Here is a 19469-nt window from a genome sequence, read left to right on the forward strand (position 1 = left end):
GTATTTCGTTGAGAGGGGCAGGTCGATCAACTGCGTGGCACTAGCCGCCCAGGGGTATCAGGGGCCAGTTCGCCGTTTTGCAGCCAGGACAATGCAATGGGCCATAGTGTGGCTTGGTATGGGCTACGAAAAAAGGCGAAATGTCCGACTTCTTCTTCACCAATGTCTTCGGGGGCGATTCTCAGGTGGCTATTTTGACTGCCGGTGAAGTAGCCGAGCAGGCGTTCGATGGCGGGAATCGTGCCGTAAGGATCGTCGTTGATGCTGATGGCCAGGGTTTTCGCGGTGACGTTGGCGAAGGGCAAGCTGCCGGTTTTGGTGTGAATAGCGTGCCCGCTGGGACGTTTCTCGTAACGAGACGTCGGTGTACTCCAGTCGCGTACGACGCCGGCGGGTGTGTCTTCCAGCCAGCCGAGGCGTTTTCCCGGGAAGTATCCACACAGCATCGTCACCAAGGGCATCACCACGTGCCACTTGCCAAACATCCGCCAGCGGTGGGCGGGCGCATAGTCGCGCCAGTAAGCGAATTGCGCGCCGACCGTCACCATGTGCCGAATTAAATGCCCGGACGCTCCCAGGCCCGCTGCACAGCCTCCAAAGCTGTGGCCGACGACATCGATGGGTTGACCGGGGAATTCACGTTGAGCGCGCTTGAGCATCGCTTCAAAGTCCAGCGCGCCCCAATCGGACCATGAAGCGTGAAGCCCTTTCAGTGAACCGTGTCGCGATTCGCCGATGCCGCGGTAGTCATAGGTGATGACGTCAAAACCGTTGGCGAACAGGTAATCAGCGAAGCGCGAGTAGTGACGGCAGCGGACGGAGGTGGCAGCGTTGATGATCACTACCGGGCGGTGGGTGTTCTGATGCTCATGCCGCCAGCTGAAGCCACCCAGGAGGTAGCCGTCTGCGGCGGGTTCCTTGAACGGTTCGCCGGCAGTGGAGGTTGGCAGCGGTAACTCGATTTGAGTGGGCGCCAGAGAAGGCATGTCCTGCAAATTCATCGGTTTTTGACCTTTGCGGGTAGCTGCCAACAATAGTCTTCGCGCTGCTTGCGGACAATCCATCCGTGTTTACAGGGGGATCTGATCGAGGAGCCGCTCTTCAAGTACCGCTCGTTCGCGATCCAGTTCTGCGCGCAGTTCCTCTTCGCTCGGTAGCACCAGCTTGTACTTGCTGGCGAACAGTTGTTCGTTGCCCTGTAACACTGAGTAGCGCACTACCGACTCGTTTTTTTGCGCGCAAAGAATGATGCCGACGGTCGGCCCGTCTTCATCGCTGCGCTTGAGGTCGTCGTACATGCGTACATACATGTCCATCTGCCCGACATCCTGATGGGTCAGTTCGCCGCGCTTGAGATCGAAGATGACGAAGCATTTGAGCAGGTAGTTGTAGAACACCAGATCAATGTAGAAATCCCTGCCTTCGGTGCTGATGCGTTGCTGGCGGGCGATGAACGCGAAACCTTTGCCCAGCTCAAGCAGGAAGCCCTGAAGCTGCTCGATGAGGGCTTGTTCCAGCTCGGTTTCCAGAACGATTCCTGTGCTGGGAAGGCCGAGAAATTCCAGCATCACGGGGTCTCGGATGAACTCCCTGGGACTGTCGTTGATTGCTTGGATGTTCGTAGTCGCTTCCTGCATGACGGCAGACTTGTCCCGACTCAACAGCAGCCGCTCGTAGTAGAGGGTGTTGATCTGGCGCTCCAGGGCGCGGCTTGACCAGTTTTGGTTGGCCGCTTCGTCCATGTACCAGTTGCGTGCCTTGTCACTGTCGACCCGCAGCAGCCTGCGATAGTGGGTCCAGCTCAATTCGAGACGCAGTGCGTCTCGAATTGGAAACGCCTGATAAAACAGGCGCATTTTCCGCAGGTTGGTCTCGTCAAACCCCTTGCCGAATTCTGTTGTCAGCACCTTCGCCAACGTCGCCAGCAACTGCTTCCCGTAAACCGCCCGCCGGGCACCTTCCTGCTCAAACTCGACAATATGCCGCCCGATCTGCCAGCAAGTTTGCACCTGAGCGGTATCGACCGCTCGCAGCACTTTCAGGCGTGCCTGACGGATCGGCTCGCCCAGATTGCCAAGCAGTGAGGCCAGTTGTGGATCTGGGGTGTTGTCGGGTTTGACGATGCTCATGAAGTCTTCCGCAGTTGGAGGGGCAGCGAAAGAGGATGGCAAAAGAGCGCTGGATGAGGATGCAGGGCGCCTCTGGTCAATCGGCAGGAAATACCGGACAGGCTTGCAGGAGCAAGCCGACGGCTGCGCAGATTTGAGGAATACAGTGCGTAGTCCAATTCGCAGTGGGCTCAAGTACTAATCAATCTAAAACGCGGGCGCTCAGCGAGAAATCTAAACGGGGTAACGATTGGGTTCTGCGGAACCCGGGAGTGCCCATCATGAAACACGTCCACGCCTTCTTGCTGCCTCTGGCTGCTGTCGGTCTGCTGATGTTCCCCGTCATGTTGCAGGCGGCCAGCCTTGATCCGGTCGATAACTCAGGCGTGCAAGTCCAGCGACAAGAGCAAAACGGGATTACTTACTTGTCTGGGGGTATTGGCGAGGATGAGGCGAAGGCCATCCAGCAGACCACTGGTTACAACCTGCACATGACTTTCTCAGTCGGGGCGGAGGGCAAATTCATTCCCGACGTCGATGTGGTTGTTCAAAAAGCCCAAGGGCAAACCGTACTCACACTGAGTCAGGCAGGCCCGCTGGTTTACGTTCAGCTGCCACCTGGCAAGTACACCGTTGTCGCGACACGTAACGGAGAGGAGCGGCGTGACACGACGGATGTCGGAAGCGGTACGCCTCGCAATCTGGTTTTCAACTGGAAGGGTGACGAATAGCTACGTCATAACGAAGCCAACCCATTGATGATCGCAACGCGCAAGGGATTGGTTTCTACGCTCAGCAGCTTGATGGCCAAGGCGCAGCAGACCAAGATCAACATGGGTTTAATCAACCGGGGCCCGACCCGAACAGCGGCTCGTGCACCCAATTGAGCGCCGATGAAGGCCGCCAAAGCCATGGCTATGGCAATCGGCCAGATGATTACACCCTTGGTAATGAAGACCGCCAGAGAGCCCAGGTTGCATGAGGCATTGGCAAGTTTGGTAAAGCTCATCGCCCGCATCATGCCCAGGCCGCAGAGCAGTACAAATGCGACGATAAAAAAAGAACCCACACCAGGGCCGAATATGCCGTCGTAAAAACCCAGGATCGGCGCCACGGTAAACGAAAAAAGCAGGATGCCGATTCGCTTGCGTCGATCCTCATTGGCCAGTTTTGGAGAGAGCGCAAAATAGATGGCCACCAGAATCAGCATGATCGGCACGCAAACTTCCAGATAGCGTTTATCAATAGAGCTAACTAACAAGGCGCCACTGGCACCGCCAATAAATCCGCAGGTAACCAGGAAGCGGCCTTCTCGCCACTCGATCATTCCCTTGCGAGCAAAGGTTACAGTGGCCGAAATAGTTGCCGAAGCGGCCTGGAATTTGTTCGTTGCAATTGCACTGATCGGATCTACACCCGCCAGAAACAATGCAGGCAAGGTAATCAAGCCACCGCCGCCAGCAATCGCATCAAAAAAACCGGCGCAAAACGCGACGAGCGCCAACATGCCAATTAGATCCCAAGACATCGCATTTCCCATCCCTGTATATCTCTGCTTGCGGTATGCGGCAGTTCCTTCGCCGAGTCTGCTCAATCCGATAATCAGCGTATGTCGTCCATTTCCGTTAAAGCATACGGAGCGTTCCCTCAGGCCTGAGAGACTGCCAAGAAGGGCCGATCACAATCGCCTGGCGCTCTCTCGGGACTTAGCTCCAAAAAGCGTTACAGACGCTTGCAGGCGTGGCGAAAGGAAGTAGGAATTGAAGCCTCCTCCAACCCTTCGATAGTGACTGCAATCGCGCCTCACCAAATCCCAGGCATAAAAAAACCCTGAATCTTGCGATTCAGGGTTTTCGGTATTTGGTGCCAGAGACGGAATCGAACTTTCTGTTTTGGGGGTTGTTTTGTAAGGGTTTAAGTAGTTTGGTTAACTTAATCTACTCACAAATCTACTCGCTTTTATAAATCTGCCTATATCTCAAACAGCATTCCATTGCTCAAATCGACTTTCAGCCGTCATCGATTGGTAACCGACGAGCGGATCACCCCATCCTCATCCAGCGGCCGATTTCGATCAGGAGTTTCGTCAGATCTGGATCGGCGAACTTAGCTCCGGCACCGCAAAGATAAGCCGTATGCAATGTGCGGCCGACACTTCACCCAACCTCGCCTCGGGGCCTATACCACGGGGGCAAAATAAGCGCTCAGAGAGAAATGAGTTACCTCGCACGGTTCTCCATTCCGCGTGTGCAAATGGGAGCTCTGGAAAGACTGTGGATAGTGAGATTCCGAAAAAGTGAAATTGTACCCTTGGGCTTCCTTCATATGAGCTTGCCAACGCTCCATCACACGCTTGCTATTCGGTTGCTTGATGTAAACAACAAAGCCTGCTTTGTTTGAACCTGCGGTATTAGTAGCATACCGTTCAGTCAGCTGCATGAACCCATCCCACAGCCATCCATACTGATAGTTATCGTCTTTGATTTTTGCTTCGGCTACCCATTTGAATCTTATATTTTGCACCACCAAATCAGCATGGCCCCCAACCATAGTGTCGTGATCAATAGTTATACCCGCCATTTTCATCGCGACGCATATCATGTTTGTGATCTCATCTTCAGAGACCTGGAGAAATCGTGGGTTGGCTGAAAGCATATCTATTGCGCGCTGCAAGGCTTTTTCAGTCAGCTCTACAAATGATTCATACGACTTAATCATAAAGAAAGATGTTATATTCCCCTCAAGGAAGTCATCTGCAATTATCAAGTCGGTAACGTTATCGATCGGTGCCAAGATAGTCATGAAGAAACCACCAAGTCAGCGCATGTCTTATAGAGTAGGAATATATTTACTTCGTCACTGTCAACTAGTTTTCCTGATGAGGGGTGATAAAGCTTTTTCGTTTCTTGAAATGTTATTAGTGCTTCGTTATTGAGCTCGTGAAATATCCGTTCGGCATCAACGAAGCAATACGTCCTGCTAAGTATTGGTGGGGAGCTAGAAGAAAAATAATTAACTACTTGTTCGGTTTCTTTGGCCGAACAATTCGATGCCTTCTCTAATAAGTCAGACAGCGATACGTAAAAATTTTGTCCTTCGGGTTGGCTTGCAATAAAATTTACTAGCGCAAGGGCGCAGTTCTGAAGCCCGAATAAGGCAAGATCTTTTTGTATGCTTGCAATAATTTCAGGCTTCACACTCATGGCTTGGCGGCCTCAAGAAGTTTGTCTATCAGCAACTCTGTATCATCTGAAGTGCTGCAATACCGAAGTATAGCATAGGTCTGGCTCGCAGATTTACCCATGCTCGCAGCCGATAAGCTGCTGGGAATCGTGAGCTCGATTTCTTGCCCTGGGCCGAACTGATTCGTAACGTGCCATATCACGGATATATCGAACGGAGTGATTAGCCCTCCCACTGCTTCAAGTCCTTTTTTATGGAAAACTTCGTTTCGTAAATCCTCTCCCTTTTTCATGGTGTCTTGTTTAATTGATCCTTGAGGTGTCATGAAATGGAGCTTGCTTATGTGACCGTCGTCAGTGAATGCAAAGTGGGCGATTGCCGGAAACAAGTTTATCGCTCCACCTGAATCAAACGGTTTCTTCAGCTGTGCGCAATTAAATACCACCCACCCAAGCGCCTCGGCAAGTGAAAGATCAATCTGCTTGGAGTTTTGATAACTATTGGCCGCGCGGGTGTAATCAGCTCTAAACTCTAGAACACCTGTGTTGTGGTTTAAGGAAATTACGTCGAACGTCTGCCAGTGGTAATCGGCAACACCAAAGACATCATCGTAAACGGTAAGTGCTTTTTCTGCGATATTCCCAAGTTTCTTTTTGTCGATTTTTTGGCGCAATGTAAACGTTCTGCGCCTTGTTAATACAATGCGGGTGAAGTCGGCAGTTTGGCTGCAATTTGCAACTGTTAGATATTGGCTTAGCGCAGCAAGCTTAGTACCTTCCAGTACAATCGGATAGTCCTTGCGCGCTGTTGTCTTCACCGATGAGTACAAGTCTAAAAATGATTTTTTAGACTTGTCCGTCAACTGGTAGAGTGCAACAATTTTGTAATTGTTCTCCAGCTCGGATTGTAGATATTCCGAAAGGCTTGCTGCTAGATTTGCGTTTTTCTTTGCTTCATCAGCAATCTGGATTTCTAGTCCATCCCAATCTCTCGCCACTTTTTCGGTATGCTCTTGCATGACCTTGCGAGTGTGGTAAATGTTTGCTCGCGTTTTCAGTGATGAAGCTAGGCCGCGACTGTCCATTGATACTCCCCGATTCCCTGTACGTGCATTTTTTTATTCAAGTCGAAAATTGCTTCGCTAGTCTTGGGCGTAAGAGCTGCATCCTTTTTGGAATCACCCCGCCAGCTTTATTTACCATGGCACCTTGAGCTCTGCCACTATCTGGTATCGGCTCGTCCGGCAATGGCATCCGATCACCGTCCCGCAGCGACTCATCAGTCAAATATCATGGACAACCGCGCCGCCGGAGGAGCCGCGAGTCTTGCATAGAAGCCGGCAATGGAAAATAGCAAGTGGAGCATACATCGTAATGTTGGCTGAAACGCTGCGTGTTCAGCTATTCAACCCTTGGGAGCCACGATGGTGACCTGTGTTCTTGCGGTCCTCGAGCAGTTACCCTGACGGCTACTCCTGAATTTTTGACGATGCCGGCGCTGGCCAAACCGCTCGGATTCCCGCAAAGCGTTGCCCTGCTTGGCTTTCAGTGCGCCAGCCGGCGGTGGCGTAGTAGAAGTCCGTATAAATCGGTCAAAAAAATCGTCAAGGCTTGGTCAAGGGTTTCCCATGTCCGGCCGAGTACCACCCCACCACGATCACTGTCGTGAGGCTCGCCCGTTTTCTGGACGTGGTAGCTATCTTGCCTGCTATCCGAGCTGCCGCCGTCCGCGCTGGCTGTGGCTTCCAGGCGAAGTCGTCCAACTTGCCACCGAGTCAACCGTCCAGTGCCTGTCCAGAATCCATCTGGGGTCTGTCAGGGGTTTTAGACGACCAAGCCTGCTTGTTTGACGGCCGCCGCATGGACAAAGCCTAAGACGCCGACCAGACGCGCGTTTCGTCTCATGCCTGTCTCACATTCCGTCAAAGTAAGAGGCGGCGCCAGCATGTTGGGATCTACACAGTGTGTTGGTTTCACCACTCAGGACCGGCACGGTCGGAACAGCTATTGATGACCATTCAAATTCGATGTGATATCAACGTGCAAAGTTTGTTCGGGTGAGTATGCCCCAACACCAATAATGCTTGATGAGGGACCTGATTTTGTATTCCAAGGACCGGACCTGGCTTGTGGGAATAATCGTTTTTCTAGTTTCGATGATGCTCTTGTCGATACTCTTCGGAGCTGCGGTTTGTAGCGATGGGTGGGCGTCACCATCAATAGGTCGGCGAGGGGCATGTTCGTCCCATGGAGGGGTTGATCGAACACTCGGCGTGATAAAGCTACTTCTTAGCCTAGGCGCAACTTGCTGGGCAGTGATTGCGTACAGCTCAAAGAGGGATAAATGGTTAGCAAGGGCTCGAGAAACTAACGAAGTTTCTACCGTCGCTGCCACCAACAATTCCGACGCCATCCTCAAGATTGCCCAGCCGCCAGCGACACCACAGTCGATCCAGCCACCCCTGCCGCGGGAGCGGCAGCCAAAGCAGTCCTCCAAAGTCAAATGCCCTATTTGTGGTGGAAGCATGTCGTTACGGACTGCAAGAGTCGGAAAAAATGCCGGTGGGAAATTTTGGGGGTGTAAACGTTTCCCTCGATGCAAGGGGACCAAAGCTCATTACCCTGATTTCTGCCAGTGACGTCATCCTGCTCACTGCGGAAGGTTGGATGTTTTCGGTGCTGAAGGTCTCCGCGTTAATCGTTTGCGAAAACTGAGGTTGCCAGTTGAAACCACTGCAATACCGTGGAAACCACAGTGGAAACCAGCGCCTGTAAACATGGCTTTTGATAATCAGGGAGCTGCCTGCGTGCTGCTTGGAGCGGTGCTAACTTGAAGCGCAAGTCACGGATGCGAACTGCGCACTGATCGTGTGTGCAGAACTCATCCATGGAAGTCTTGCGCAAATCGGCTTTGTTTAAGCGTAAACAGTCAACTTTAAGCCAGTCGCGACCACCTGATATTCGGTCTCAGATAGTTGATTTACAGCCCCGCCCCCTTGCATTTGGTAACGCTTCAATCCGGGTGTATGCCTCACCTCGCCGCTAAGTAATCGCTCTGTGATCACGTCTTGAAAGACCTGAATCTGGTAATCCAGATTGTCCGGCCCTACCGCAACGATTTGTCCCGCGTACTGTTCAGCCATTCTGGACTCTCCGTGAATTTGAGCAGCAACCATAGCTGCTGCTGTCAATCCCATCCACCGGCGCTCAAAACCTTTCGATGGGATATGCCCTTTTCTAAAGTAGTCGTGTTGGCACGGAGTTCAGTCGGGGCGAAATCGTGCCAATCCTTGGATACCGTACTGGAAACCAGACCCAGTCCCAGGTGCCGGTTCGCGCGTAGTGGGTGCGAACTATCGGTCAGACCGGTAAGGGTGAGCGGGGATCACAATTAAACGGCGCCTGCTCCAGCCCCCAGGGTGTCCCCAAAACCGGGGAGCCCGCCAAGTCAGATTTCAAATCCAGCTTGGATAGAGGTTGGGAGGGGATGCGCTGGGGGCGGTGTGATGACGCCACTCCAGCCTACGCAAATCAGGCCTACATCCCGCCGTCCTGATTTGGGAGCCCCTTCCGTGGTCCGTTGGTGACATCTCCCATCGCTGGAAGTGCTACGCACGGGACTCTACGAGAGAGGCGGCCCGTGGGGGCAACAGACGACTGAGTATTAGTTAAAAAAGAGAGTTCGTCGATGAGCGCCGTTTTGGATGCAATACCCAAGCGGGCGAACTTAACCAGACGCGGGCGCTCATCAACGGGGATGTGCATTTGTGGCAAGGCCGTCGTAGTGAGCGTTGTGCTCCACGAAAAGAAAGGCGGACGCCACTACTGCGACCACTTCCAGCTGAGAGACAGGACGTAGTCCAGAAGCGCAAAACCCCGGCAAGGCCGGGGTCTGTGGAGGTTGCTAGAGGTGCCTTCTGACGCCAATACCAGCCCCGCTCAGCTGGCGTTAGGAATTCAAACCTACTCTTCGCAACGACTTAAATTTACGCCCGATTAGCTCACCTGTTGAATGGCTGCTGTTTTGGATGCATTAACCCCTGTCACGCTAGAGGGCGGTGATGGGTTATGGCCAGGAACTTTATACGTGACGGGATTTTCAGCCAAAACACCTGCTTTGGGGTGTAAACCATAGCGGGGGGCGTGCCTCGAAACCTCTTGGTTCGTGCAAGTAACTTGACGCTGGAAAACGACCCAGAAGCCTCACTGGGTAATCTGGAAAACATTAGGTTTTGTGTCCAAAGCACTGAGCACTCCGCTTGAGCATTAGCTTTGGTCAATCACAAAACCCGAATCGCGTCGGCCTAAGAACAGCCGTTTCGATATCCCCCAACTCAAGACGTTCACGCCTCTCACGGGCGCCAAACTCACTCGCGACTGTCGCGAGCTGACCCAGCAAAGTGACAAGCATTGCACCACCACGCACCTGGTCATCAAACTGGGAGTGTCCGCGAGAAGGCGCTGTCCTTCGAGCGGGCAAGACAGCGTTCAAAATCCGTTCTTGGACGGTTCGCGTGTTCATGGCAGACAGTTTGCCTCAGTCGCCTTATGGCTTATCAACAAGCCCCGCAGCGTCTTCCAGCACGACGTTCATCTTGCGTTCTGCCTGCGCACGAAGAGCACGACCATAGCGACTCATCCCCTCCCAGTCGACGACCTGATTACCTTTGGTGTCGGTCGTCACCGGCGCCATGATTCGAGTTGCTTTTAGGCGTTCCAAGGATGCTCCGTTGCCCCATTGAAACTTGCCCATCTGCTCGCGTAGCAACGTGACAAGAATAAGTCCATTGTCGGCCGATAGTTTCTGGTGCCGGAGAACTTGAATTTCCTTGCTCGTGTAGAAGGGCTCCGGCTGATAAAACACAGTCGACGTTGAAACTCCAATTGTGATGGCATTCCCTGCGTTGGATGGATCGAACCCTTGATGCGGCAGAAACGCTCCAATTCCGTTTCCGCCGCCCGAACGCGCAACATACGGCACCGATGGATTGCCGGATGTGTTCGCCTTGCTGAGATCGAACCATTGGCCGGCCGCGCGCATTGATTCAAACACATCAGTGATCAGCTTGGGCGCATACGTCAACTCCGGCAGCGTCGTGCTGTCTGCTGGAGCCGACTTTCGAACGGTCCGCACGCGCTTCTTCGCATCAGCCATCAGTTTTTCACCGAGACGCGTCAGGCCGTCCCAATCAACAACCTGCGCGCCATCGCCATTGGTCGTCACTGGGATCATGATTTTCTGGCGGCCAAGCCGAGTCAGCGTCAGCTTGTAGCCGTAGCCGAACTTGGGAACACATTGATGTGTGAGCATGCTCGCGATCAACAGCAAGGCAGGTTCTGTGGCCGAGTCGGACAGCGGCTTTAGCGCGATAACAACGTCCGATGCGCTAAACGGAGCGGGTTGGTATTTCGCGTGGCCGGTCCCGCCGTCGCCGTCGTAAATCAGTGTCAGCCACCCCCCGGGGAACAGCAGAGGCGTATCTGCGAAATCAGTGATGCTGTTATTCACCCGCGAACCGCCGACAAACGGCGTCCGGCCCGGAAGCCTGTCAGCCGCGATTAGCCGTTTACCCTTATACGCACGGAACAGCCCTTCTTGCTGCCCCTCTACGCCTACAACATATACCGGAGCGAAGGTCAGATTGTCGTACTCGCTCATGCGCCTTCTGCCTTGTCATCAGACGACTTGCCAACAGCATTTACTTTGGCCGGATCGATGAGGTCGCCATAGCCGTGAGCATGCATATCGACTTGCCATACAAGGTAGTCCGCGACAGTCGCCATAAAATCCTCGATCGTCGGCGGCAGATCATTGAAGTAGAAATAGGAATGCTGCCACTCATCCGTAGCCGTTATCTCCGAGCGGACGATAAAGCTCGTGTCATCAACCGTGTCGCCTCGCAGAACCTCGAGCAAATGCTTGCGTCGAGATACCGCAGTTCCATCATCAGTGAGCCCGCGGTTTTTCTGGACCTTGTATCCGTCGTTTTGGAAATTTATAAACTTGACCTTTGCATCCTTTGAATGCGCCGTGCCTGCTGTGAATAGCGCGATCACAGGATGCACCGAAACTCCTGAATCCGCGAACGTTGCGCCGTTCATCGTTATTACCGCATCAAGCGAATGCTTTGACAGAATCGACGCCTTGCGCCTCTTGTCCTCTATGGTTTTGCCGACCATCGTCGATTGAGGAACGATCGCCGCAAGCCGCCCGCCCGGATTTAGGAACGACAGCGCCTTTTCAATAAAAGCCAACTCAGACAGATGGCGCGTAGTCTCGTCTTTCGCCTGCGAATACGGAGGATTCAAGAGCACCTTCGTGAATCCATGCCCCAGCACCAAGTTGCCTTTGTCGTCGAGTTTATCGCCGCGCATCTCTTCCATCGGGGCTTCAAAAATCGAATCTCGGCGGAAGTTCGCCTTGCCGTCGCCGCGCAAAATCATGTTCGTTGTGCCGATGGCAAACAGTTTGTCCTGTAGCTCGATGCCATGAAGCCGGTTCTTTCGGATGTCATCCTTCGTCGCCTCGTTGTCGCCGGCGTCTTTGAACATTCGGTGCATCGCAGCGATGAGGAACGACGCCGTACCTGCCGCAGGGTCAAGCACCCAGTCGCCAGAGCGAACGTCGATAAGGTCGGCCATCAGCGACGTAACGTGCTCAGGAGTAAGCACGATGCCCAGTGTGTTGCCGTCGCCACCGCCGTATGAGATGAACTCATGGTAGAAATTGCCGAGCACATCAAAAGAAACCATTGATGGATCGGTGACCACTTTTTGGACATCCGTCTTGAGTATCTGCGCGAACCACTTGAGCGGGGTCATCCCCACATCATCACGCATGCGGTTCAGCGGAACAGACTGCTTGATGAAAGAAAATTGGTCGAGCAATGTGCCGATCTTTTGCTGTGGCCCAAATCCCTTCGAGATCATGTAATCATGGGCTGCCTTGTAAATCTTGGCTCCATCCCAGTCGTCCGGCAGCGTCTCGTCAGTTGAACCTTTCAGATCGTCGACGTCGAAGCCAGGCTTTTCCAGAGCCAGCAAAATTGCAGACACGAGGGGGGCTTTGCGATGGTTCTCAACTGAACCATAGTTGCGCATCCCCTCATGCAACTTAGAAGCGGCCGCTTTCACGGTGTCTAACCGGACCTCCGCCTGCGGCTTGTTCCCGAGCACTGCGACCGAGTGGTATTCGGAAACCGCATCAGCCGCGAAGACATCGAGGTTGTCGAGATCGTCGAGCAACTTGATCTGGCCGGGCGCCACGTATGCCACGGCAATCTCATGGTGGCGCTCGTCGCCTCCGATGCCGACGGCGAAGATGCCCTTTTTATGTGGTACTCCATTGCGTAGCATCACTTGCGCATAATGAACCGCGCCGTTGAGAGCGCAGCTCTCCCTGTGCGGGAACTCTGTGACCACTTGACCGTCATTAAGAAACCGCGCGAAGCGCGTTTCCTTCTTGTCTTCGACAATCACAATGAAACCATCGACGACAAACACAAATTCCGGCTTTCCCTCGCCCTTTGCTGTCTTCGTCTTGGAGCCACCCGCGAGCGCCTTGCGCTTCCAATCAGGTCCGCCTTCTTGCTCCCAAGGTCTTGTTTCTCCGATGTCGCGCAGGAGGTCGCGCACAAACTGATCAGTTCCCTTCTCGTTCTTATTCTCGTTTTTCTTGATCGACGCCGCCTTCGATTTATTTCCGCTGCCCTTTGTGTCGCGGCATTCTTCGAGTTCTTTTTCGAATTTGGCCATTCCGTCCTCTGATTCTTTTGAGTATGTGTTGATTCAGTTCTATCAAAGCCAAGCGACGTCTCCCCGTCTTCAGTAGCAGCCTGGCTTTAGAGTCCTGGGTCAATATAACGGTTTTTTGAGGCCAGTTGCTCGGCATAGGCGGATGGGGTTGCCATAATGCGTGTTAGCGAATCAAGCGACTGAGTCATAGACGGGATGTGCATTGGTGGCGAAGTCGTCGCGGTGGGCGTTGTGGTCTTCGGGGAAAAGACGGGCGCCATTACAGGCACCACTTCGAATTGCGAGACAAAGCGTAACGCCAGAAACGCAAAACCCCAGCAGGGCCGGGATTTGTGGGGGGTTGCTAGAGGTGCCTTCTGACGCCGATACCAGCCCCACTCAGCTGGCGTTAAGCAGTCAAACCTACTCACCGCAACGACTTCAATTTACGCCTGATTAGAACACTTGTCGAACAACTGCTGATTTATCGATTACCACCCTGGCAGCGAAACTGGAAGTAGGATTGGGTCATCGCCTGCGCCAATGCGTTAGCACCTGCTCTAAAGGTATTGTCTCTGAGTTACCGGCCCGAATATCAAGCAGACGCCGCTCTGCGATATGCAAATCTTCAACATCGTCGAGATGTAGCGCAATGGCTTGGGTGACGTAAAAGGCTGCGGACCTGCCAGTAGCTTTAGCGAGCTTTTGAAGGCGTTCTTCAAGATCGGGTGGCAATTGAAGAGTAAGCATTGATGAGCTCCTGAGCTAACCACTTCGCGAGTATAGCGAAAGGTTAATTCCTCTAGGTTTATTCACGGCTGTGTCGGTGCTCGCGGTGAGTCGCCTCATGCAGAGTGTCGGCGCGGAATCGATGTCTTCTCCACTAGCGCCAGCAGCCCTGACAAGCCCATCCTGTCAATCTCCAGCTGCAAAATGTAACTCTCCACGATTCTGCCGCCCAGCTTGTCGAGTGCATGTTCAAGCAGCTGATAATGATGGTTGTGCTGATCCTCGTTCTGCCATTCGCTGAGCATGTCTCGGGGAATAGGAGCAGAGGTAGAGACTGCTTGTGGGATGAAATATGGATAGAAAATCTCGCTATCGATATCCAGGCCTGCTTCAGCAGCCACGGAAGCAAAGCTCATGGACATCGAGCGAGGCCGGTGCACGATCCATTTCGGGGCGTGTAGGGCATTCCCGTCGATGAAGCGTTTGACTGCGGAGCAGTCGAGATAGCTCTCTAGATCGGCAGGAATAAGATAGAGATCTGGGCGGAAACGATCCAGGAAACCCTTCGGATCTGACTTCAGGGGGGGGGTGCTGTCGGGTGGTGAGGGCCTTATGAATGAGTCCGCCGCGAGTTTGTTGGCTACGTCCACAAACACAATTTCTCCTGGCGAAGGCTGATAGCCAAGGATCTTTTCTGGGCTCAAATCGGGGCAGTCAATCCACAGTGGCTCAAGAAGCATTGGGACTAGGTCGGCATTGCGCCGAGCGTCTTCGTATTCGGCGTAAACGTACGTCGTCTTCATGTGTAGTGACTTTGCGGTTGCGGCCAAATTCATGCAAAGACTGGTCACGCCAGTGCCACCCTTCGGGTTGACCACTGCGATGATGAGCCCATCCTTGGGCAGTTCCACCATCGGCTTAATGTCCTTGTTGACCTTCGAGCGTACTAGTTCAGTGATCCATGCCATCAGGAAAGGATCAACAGGGTTTGTCCCGCTTAACCAACGGCTGATCGTTTCAGGTGCAGTCCGCTTGTCGTCTTCTCGCAAGGCAGTGACTTGTTCTGCTAGCGCCACGCCTGTCAGATCAAGGTATTGCATCGCTTGTTTTAGAAGAGCCGCATTTGTCATGGCATGATTCTCGGTCAATTGATGAGGCTGATAGATTGACCATAGATCAAGCTCCGTAGAGCGCCAGCTGATTTTTTATAGCAGGAAGGTTACTGGTAGGTAGCCTCCTACGCTATTGGCCTCCATAGGTTTGCTGTCGTAGCTAGTGCGCAGGTGGGAGCCAGCCGTGCAATGGCGGCCGGTGGGCGCGTAGCAGGAACGGCAAGCCATGATGTGGTTGAGGTACTGGTCGCGGGCGTCGCGCCACTCAGGCGTGGCAGTGGCAGCGTTGGCGTGTGGGCCAGCAACGAACTGGGGTGGATGCTCGACAGGCTTGGCCAACACCAAGTGCGGGCGAGGCTGAGGGCGACTCACCAATTTCTGAGGGGCAGTCACTGCAATGGTCGGCGGCATGTGATCGAGCAGGCCGGAAAGGAGGCTCATTGCGCCAGCTCGCCCGGATTGCCATACATCCCAAATGTGTCTCTATAAATAAATCGGGGGAACGGGGGAGCAGGGGGAACAACCATTGTTTCCGGGGCGTTGAGAGGGGTTTTCTGTTCCCCATGTTTTTTTGTGGGGAACAGAGATAACCAGATGCTCATGAATACAGAGTCTCTTATATTCAAAAACATGCTTGTGTTCCCCCCGTTCCCCATACAACTAAATAAGGGGGAACGGCTACGGGCCAAGGATTTACCGGCTGTTCCCCCGTTCCCCCTGTTCCCCACAAAACTAGGTTCCTGTGAATTTGAGCATTGGTGTTTGGTGGTCATACACTGCCCCCTTCGCAGTCCATGACCTCGGGATCAATCACGTACAGCCGGAGCGAACCGCCACCCGGAATGCGGTATTTCTTGGTCTTGCGGCTATCCCGGTCGGTGTCGCGTTTAGCTAGGGCGCCAGCACCGTCGAGCGCCTTAATCACACGGCTCAGGCCGTACCCATGCGCGGCCTCGACCAGTGCCGACTTGTTGAATAGGTACAGGCGCTTACCCATTGATAACTCCCAGTACCCGGCCCTGCTGAACACCTTGGTGTCATCTTCTGATGCGTTCACGTCGGAAAAGCGGCTGCTGCTGTGCTTGTCGAGGAAGTCGCGGATGCCGGATAGGATCTGGCGGTCTTCAGCATTGCCACTGCCCACCCGACTCAGCCACTCGCCATACAGCAACTGGCAATCGACCAGGGCGCTACCCTGCGTCCACGGCAACAGGCCATAGGCGATGGCCATTTCACCGGCCAGAGCGATGACGGCGAAGCGGTCGGCTACCCGTCCGGCCTGGGCGTTGTCCTCGATGAACTTGGACCGGATACAGTCGAAGTCTTTCAGTAGGGCGGGGCGATCATTACTGGCGAGCAGCTTCTCGACGAACGCTGGCCCGATATGCCCATGGTGGGCGCCGACAGCAACGGTCAGCAGTCGATGGAAGTCCGCTCCCCCAAGGCCGTGCAATTCATCGAAGGCGCGGTGGGTGCGAGTACCGGCGTTCACGTCCACCATGCGCAATTCAGCGCCAGCGTGGGCCGCATTACCGCCGATAGCGGCGTGTTCTGATAGGGAGCGTTCGCCACTCGAAAGCGCCAACAGGCGCCACGACAGTTTGGGCCGACCTTCACGCTCTCGGGTCATGGTGCCCTTACCCTGGCCGTTCGCTAGGGAGTAGGCCATTTCCTGTACGCGCTTGGGGTCGGCCCGCTTGATTTCGTCCAGCGGTAGCATGGTGTCATTGCGGCTCGATGCTTCGATCTCCAGGCCGCCCTTGGTCATATCCCATGACGCGGCAAAGATGCCGGGATCGCCCCATACCGACGAGCCAATTAGTTGCGCCAGCGACTTGCCGCTGGAGCTATCGCCTACCAGGTGAACACCACCACCCACTACGCCGACCAGGCTCAGCAGCGGGCCAGCCAAGGCGCAGCCGATCGCCAACGTTAGTACGGGGTTGCCCTCGCATTTGGCCGCGACTTCTGTTTTCCATCCATCCTGGTCACCGCGCACGCTGAATAGGTTCTGACCTTTTCCGCTTGCCTGATAACGCACCTTGTCGCTGCCGATGGTGCGGCCTGGCAATACAAAGGCGCCCGATTCATGCCAGCCCGGTCGGCATGTAGTGGCGAATACCTCGGCGGGGGTCTGCTCCAACAAGTACTCCATGAACGCGCCACGTTTCTTGAGCGCAATGATTACGCCCATACCGAACAGTTGGCGCCGGGCGTCCTCGCCGCTACCGCCGAACACCTCCATGGGAATAATCCAATCCTTTATGCCGCTCTCGGTCGCAAAACGCAGTAGGCGTCCCTCGCTGCTGTCGTCGCTGTTGGTGGTGCGAGCGACCACAGTCACGGGGGTGGCGATCCATTCGTCAGTGATCGGGCGGTCTGTCTGGTCTTCGTCGGCACCATCGTCGGTGGCGGTGCGCTTAAAGCCATGCCAGTACACACCGGGTTTCAGCCTGCGACCTTTTTCATTCGTCACCCAATGTTCGTACACGCCCCAACACGGGCGCTCAGGTTCGACCATGGGCGCTTCGGGGCGCAGGTTGATTACGTTGTTTTCAGGCGTGCGCACGGTCGCGGCTCCAGGTTGCTAAGTCGTTGAAGTCGGAGAGGGTTAACGGGGCATCGTCGGGCCACTCGGGAAACGTCACAAAGCCACCAGCGGCGACGGCGGCGGCATTGGCTGCGGTGCGTCCGGGATTACCCTGGGTCTGGCGGTCGTCGTCGCCTGCGATGATGATTTCAGTGGTGTGGTACTCAGCCCGAAGCGCTAGTGCGACCGGCTTGAGGTTCCCGGCATTCATCGCGCAGGCAACCGTGTAACCGTTTTCGTGAAGCGTTGCCCCCGTGGCCCAGCCCTCGCAGATACACAGCGGCTTACCCGGTGTGATACGCCCAAGCGGCGAATAGGTGGCATTGACCCGGCCACCGGCCAAGAAACGCTTGCTCCCGTCTGGGCCGATGCGTTGCAGGTTGACCAGCACACCACCGGCATACAGCGGAACCAGCAATTCGTCACCACGTTGGCGCAGGCCATGGGAGCGAGCGCCCTTGGCGATCAAATAGGCGTGATCAGGGTCGGCGCGGCGAGCATCACCCCACCAACGGCGGGCCCACCCGGCGGTCTGCTGCTGGCGCTGATGCTGATCGGCCTCGCGCTGGCGCTTGGCTTGGTCAATTCGCTCGCGGATCTGCGCGGCTTCGCGGTAGTCCACTGGCTCACGACTACACCAGGTGCTGGCACCACAGGTTTTCCAGCTGCCGAACGCGCCGGAGGCGATACCGTCCAGATACAACACGTACCAGCCGTTGAGGCTGCCGGGCTTGTCGTCCGGGACGCGGAACCGGTGGATGGTGCCGTCCGGCAAGGGAAGCCAGTCGAGCGGGCCATAGGCGGCCTGGAGCACGTCACGGAAAAGGACGGCCGCGTCAGTCATGGTGGGTGCCTGCTTGGCGATCAGCGCCAGCAAATGCCCGGCAAACTCGGTCGTTGTTCACGCCGTGCCAGTAGGTGAGCTCATCGATCAAATCAACCAGATAGGCCGTTATTACAGCATCAGTACTATGGATAACTACGCGCCCGCACTCGGCGTCAGCCTCGGTCAAGAGCGACCCTGGCAGCACCTTGGACGCTTTCGGGTGGGTGACGTAAAACCGTTCGGTGGCTTTCTTCGGGCAAGCCGATCCCGCCAGCGCATCAGCGCCGTTTTGAATTTTCATGGTTTACGCCCTCAGATCTTGAGCGTTGAACGCGTCTTCAACGCTACTTTGCCGATGGTTGGGACGGTCTGGGTGGTGTTCATGGGTGCGCACCCTCCAGTTCGAGGGGTAGTTTCAGTTGTATTCTCAAATGGGCGACATGCTGATGCAGGCGTGGCTTGTCATAGCGCCAATGAGCCAGGCGGCGACCATTCCAGCTAGCCTCCTTCTTGCGCGCCTCCAGCGTCTGGCAGGCATGCCCGTATCGGGCTTCGCGGAATGCCATTATCAGACTCGACTTCAACTCCACGATACGGTCAGTGTTGCGAGACAGGGCGAGTAGAAAAAATGCCTGATCCTCATTCAGCAGGGCGAAACGAGTGTCGCCTCCGCCATGCTGCCTGGCTGGTCTTGCCTCCGTTTGAAACGGCAGCAACCCAAATTGTTTGACTTTGTTTGTGTAGCGCTCGATCAGCTCCATTGTGTTCTTGTGTTTATTGCCCAGTTGCTCGGCGAGCTGTCGGCTATCAAGTCGGGGTTCGTCCTCGGTCAGGATCAAAATGACCGCGCTCATCAGACCACCGCTCGGCTTTGAGCGATCCGGTCATTCATCCAGCAATAAATCTCGGCCTCAACCCACACTACGGCCTTTGGCCCTAGGGTCACCTGCGCAGGGAAGCGGCCCTCAGATATGCGGCGGTAAATCTCGGTGCAGGAAAGACCTGTGATGCCTTCCACTTCTTGGCGTTTGATAAAGCGGATTGCTGGTTTGCCTGTGAGTGCGGGTGCCGCCTGCTCTTTTGTATGAGGGCTTTGGGGTGTGCTTGCCATCGTTTGCGTCTCCTTGGACATTTTGGGTAACGATTGGCGGCAACTTTAGGGTGGTAATGCAGATGGGTCAGCCCAGC

General features: G+C 54.8%; 19 protein-coding genes. 2 read left to right on the top strand and 17 right to left on the bottom strand.

Annotated elements, in window-relative coordinates:
- Positions 1–26: 26 nt before the first annotated feature.
- Both ACA057_RS01420 and ACA057_RS01425 read right to left on the bottom strand, forming a co-directional pair.
- Entirely contained in the window at positions 27–1001 is a 975-nt protein-coding gene (locus tag ACA057_RS01420) for an alpha/beta hydrolase family protein (protein WP_497345392.1), read from the bottom strand.
- A gap of 69 nt (positions 1002–1070) precedes the next feature.
- The gene (locus ACA057_RS01425; RefSeq protein ID WP_497349772.1) at positions 1071–2129 is read right to left on the bottom strand and encodes a PDDEXK nuclease domain-containing protein; all 1059 of its coding nucleotides are present in this window, start codon (positions 2127–2129) and stop codon (positions 1071–1073) included.
- A gap of 260 nt (positions 2130–2389) precedes the next feature.
- Between ACA057_RS01425 and ACA057_RS01430 the strand changes: the two genes are divergently transcribed.
- Positions 2390–2839, top strand: a complete 450-nt coding sequence (locus ACA057_RS01430; RefSeq protein WP_497345394.1) for a carboxypeptidase regulatory-like domain-containing protein — start codon at positions 2390–2392, stop codon at positions 2837–2839.
- Between the two features lie 5 nt (positions 2840–2844).
- On the opposite strand, the gene ACA057_RS01435 is transcribed toward ACA057_RS01430, so the two are convergent.
- The 4 genes from ACA057_RS01435 to ACA057_RS01450 form a co-directional block, all read right to left on the bottom strand.
- Positions 2845–3636: a TSUP family transporter gene (locus ACA057_RS01435; RefSeq protein WP_497345396.1), complete on the bottom strand. Its 792-nt coding sequence runs from the start codon at positions 3634–3636 to the stop codon at positions 2845–2847.
- A 650-nt stretch (positions 3637–4286) separates the two neighbouring features.
- The gene (locus tag ACA057_RS01440) at positions 4287–4910 is read right to left on the bottom strand and encodes a hypothetical protein (protein WP_497345398.1); all 624 of its coding nucleotides are present in this window, start codon (positions 4908–4910) and stop codon (positions 4287–4289) included.
- The gene (locus tag ACA057_RS01445; RefSeq protein ID WP_497345400.1) at positions 4907–5311 is read right to left on the bottom strand and encodes a hypothetical protein; all 405 of its coding nucleotides are present in this window, start codon (positions 5309–5311) and stop codon (positions 4907–4909) included. The genes ACA057_RS01440 and ACA057_RS01445 overlap by 4 nt, the downstream gene beginning before the upstream one ends.
- The gene (locus tag ACA057_RS01450) at positions 5308–6375 is read right to left on the bottom strand and encodes a hypothetical protein (protein ID WP_497345402.1); all 1068 of its coding nucleotides are present in this window, start codon (positions 6373–6375) and stop codon (positions 5308–5310) included. Before ACA057_RS01450 ends, ACA057_RS01445 begins: the two co-directional genes overlap by 4 nt.
- A gap of 1074 nt (positions 6376–7449) precedes the next feature.
- Here ACA057_RS01450 and ACA057_RS01455 point away from each other — a divergent pair.
- A complete protein-coding gene (locus ACA057_RS01455) occupies positions 7450–7929 on the top strand; it encodes a DUF3761 domain-containing protein (RefSeq protein ID WP_497349774.1) in 480 nt (159 codons plus the stop codon).
- Positions 7930–8205: 276 nt separating this feature from the next.
- Here ACA057_RS01455 and ACA057_RS01460 read toward each other — a convergent pair whose 3' ends face one another.
- From ACA057_RS01460 to ACA057_RS01510, 11 genes are all read right to left on the bottom strand, one after another.
- Positions 8206–8433 carry a hypothetical protein gene (locus ACA057_RS01460; RefSeq protein WP_497345404.1) on the bottom strand — a complete coding sequence of 76 codons (228 nt, stop codon included), beginning with the start codon at positions 8431–8433 and terminating at the stop codon, positions 8206–8208.
- Positions 8434–9836: 1403 nt separating this feature from the next.
- Positions 9837–10949 carry a restriction endonuclease subunit S gene (locus tag ACA057_RS01465; protein ID WP_497345406.1) on the bottom strand — a complete coding sequence of 371 codons (1113 nt, stop codon included), beginning with the start codon at positions 10947–10949 and terminating at the stop codon, positions 9837–9839.
- The gene (locus tag ACA057_RS01470; protein WP_497345408.1) at positions 10946–13045 is read right to left on the bottom strand and encodes an HsdM family class I SAM-dependent methyltransferase; all 2100 of its coding nucleotides are present in this window, start codon (positions 13043–13045) and stop codon (positions 10946–10948) included. The genes ACA057_RS01465 and ACA057_RS01470 overlap by 4 nt, the downstream gene beginning before the upstream one ends.
- A 507-nt stretch (positions 13046–13552) precedes the next feature.
- Positions 13553–13774, bottom strand: a complete 222-nt coding sequence (gene relB, locus ACA057_RS01475) for a type II toxin-antitoxin system RelB family antitoxin (RefSeq protein WP_497345410.1) — start codon at positions 13772–13774, stop codon at positions 13553–13555.
- Positions 13775–13869: 95 nt separating this feature from the next.
- A complete protein-coding gene (locus ACA057_RS01480; RefSeq protein WP_497345412.1) occupies positions 13870–14883 on the bottom strand; it encodes a P-loop NTPase family protein in 1014 nt (337 codons plus the stop codon).
- A gap of 75 nt (positions 14884–14958) precedes the next feature.
- Entirely contained in the window at positions 14959–15306 is a 348-nt protein-coding gene (locus ACA057_RS01485; RefSeq protein ID WP_497345414.1) for a hypothetical protein, read from the bottom strand.
- A gap of 328 nt (positions 15307–15634) precedes the next feature.
- The gene (locus tag ACA057_RS01490) at positions 15635–17386 is read right to left on the bottom strand and encodes a DUF927 domain-containing protein (RefSeq protein ID WP_497349776.1); all 1752 of its coding nucleotides are present in this window, start codon (positions 17384–17386) and stop codon (positions 15635–15637) included.
- Between the two features lie 34 nt (positions 17387–17420).
- Positions 17421–18299, bottom strand: a complete 879-nt coding sequence (locus ACA057_RS01495; protein ID WP_497345416.1) for a toprim domain-containing protein — start codon at positions 18297–18299, stop codon at positions 17421–17423.
- Complete coding sequence (locus ACA057_RS01500) at positions 18292–18582, bottom strand: hypothetical protein (protein ID WP_497345418.1); 291 nt, start codon at positions 18580–18582, stop codon at positions 18292–18294. Before ACA057_RS01500 ends, ACA057_RS01495 begins: the two co-directional genes overlap by 8 nt.
- A 79-nt stretch (positions 18583–18661) precedes the next feature.
- A complete protein-coding gene (locus tag ACA057_RS01505; protein WP_130207412.1) occupies positions 18662–19135 on the bottom strand; it encodes a Rha family transcriptional regulator in 474 nt (157 codons plus the stop codon).
- A complete protein-coding gene (locus tag ACA057_RS01510) occupies positions 19135–19392 on the bottom strand; it encodes a helix-turn-helix transcriptional regulator (RefSeq protein ID WP_497345420.1) in 258 nt (85 codons plus the stop codon). The genes ACA057_RS01505 and ACA057_RS01510 overlap by 1 nt, the downstream gene beginning before the upstream one ends.
- Between the last annotated feature and the right edge of the window lie 77 nt (positions 19393–19469).

The sequence above is a fragment of the Pseudomonas sp. LBUM1661 genome (assembly GCF_059695925.1).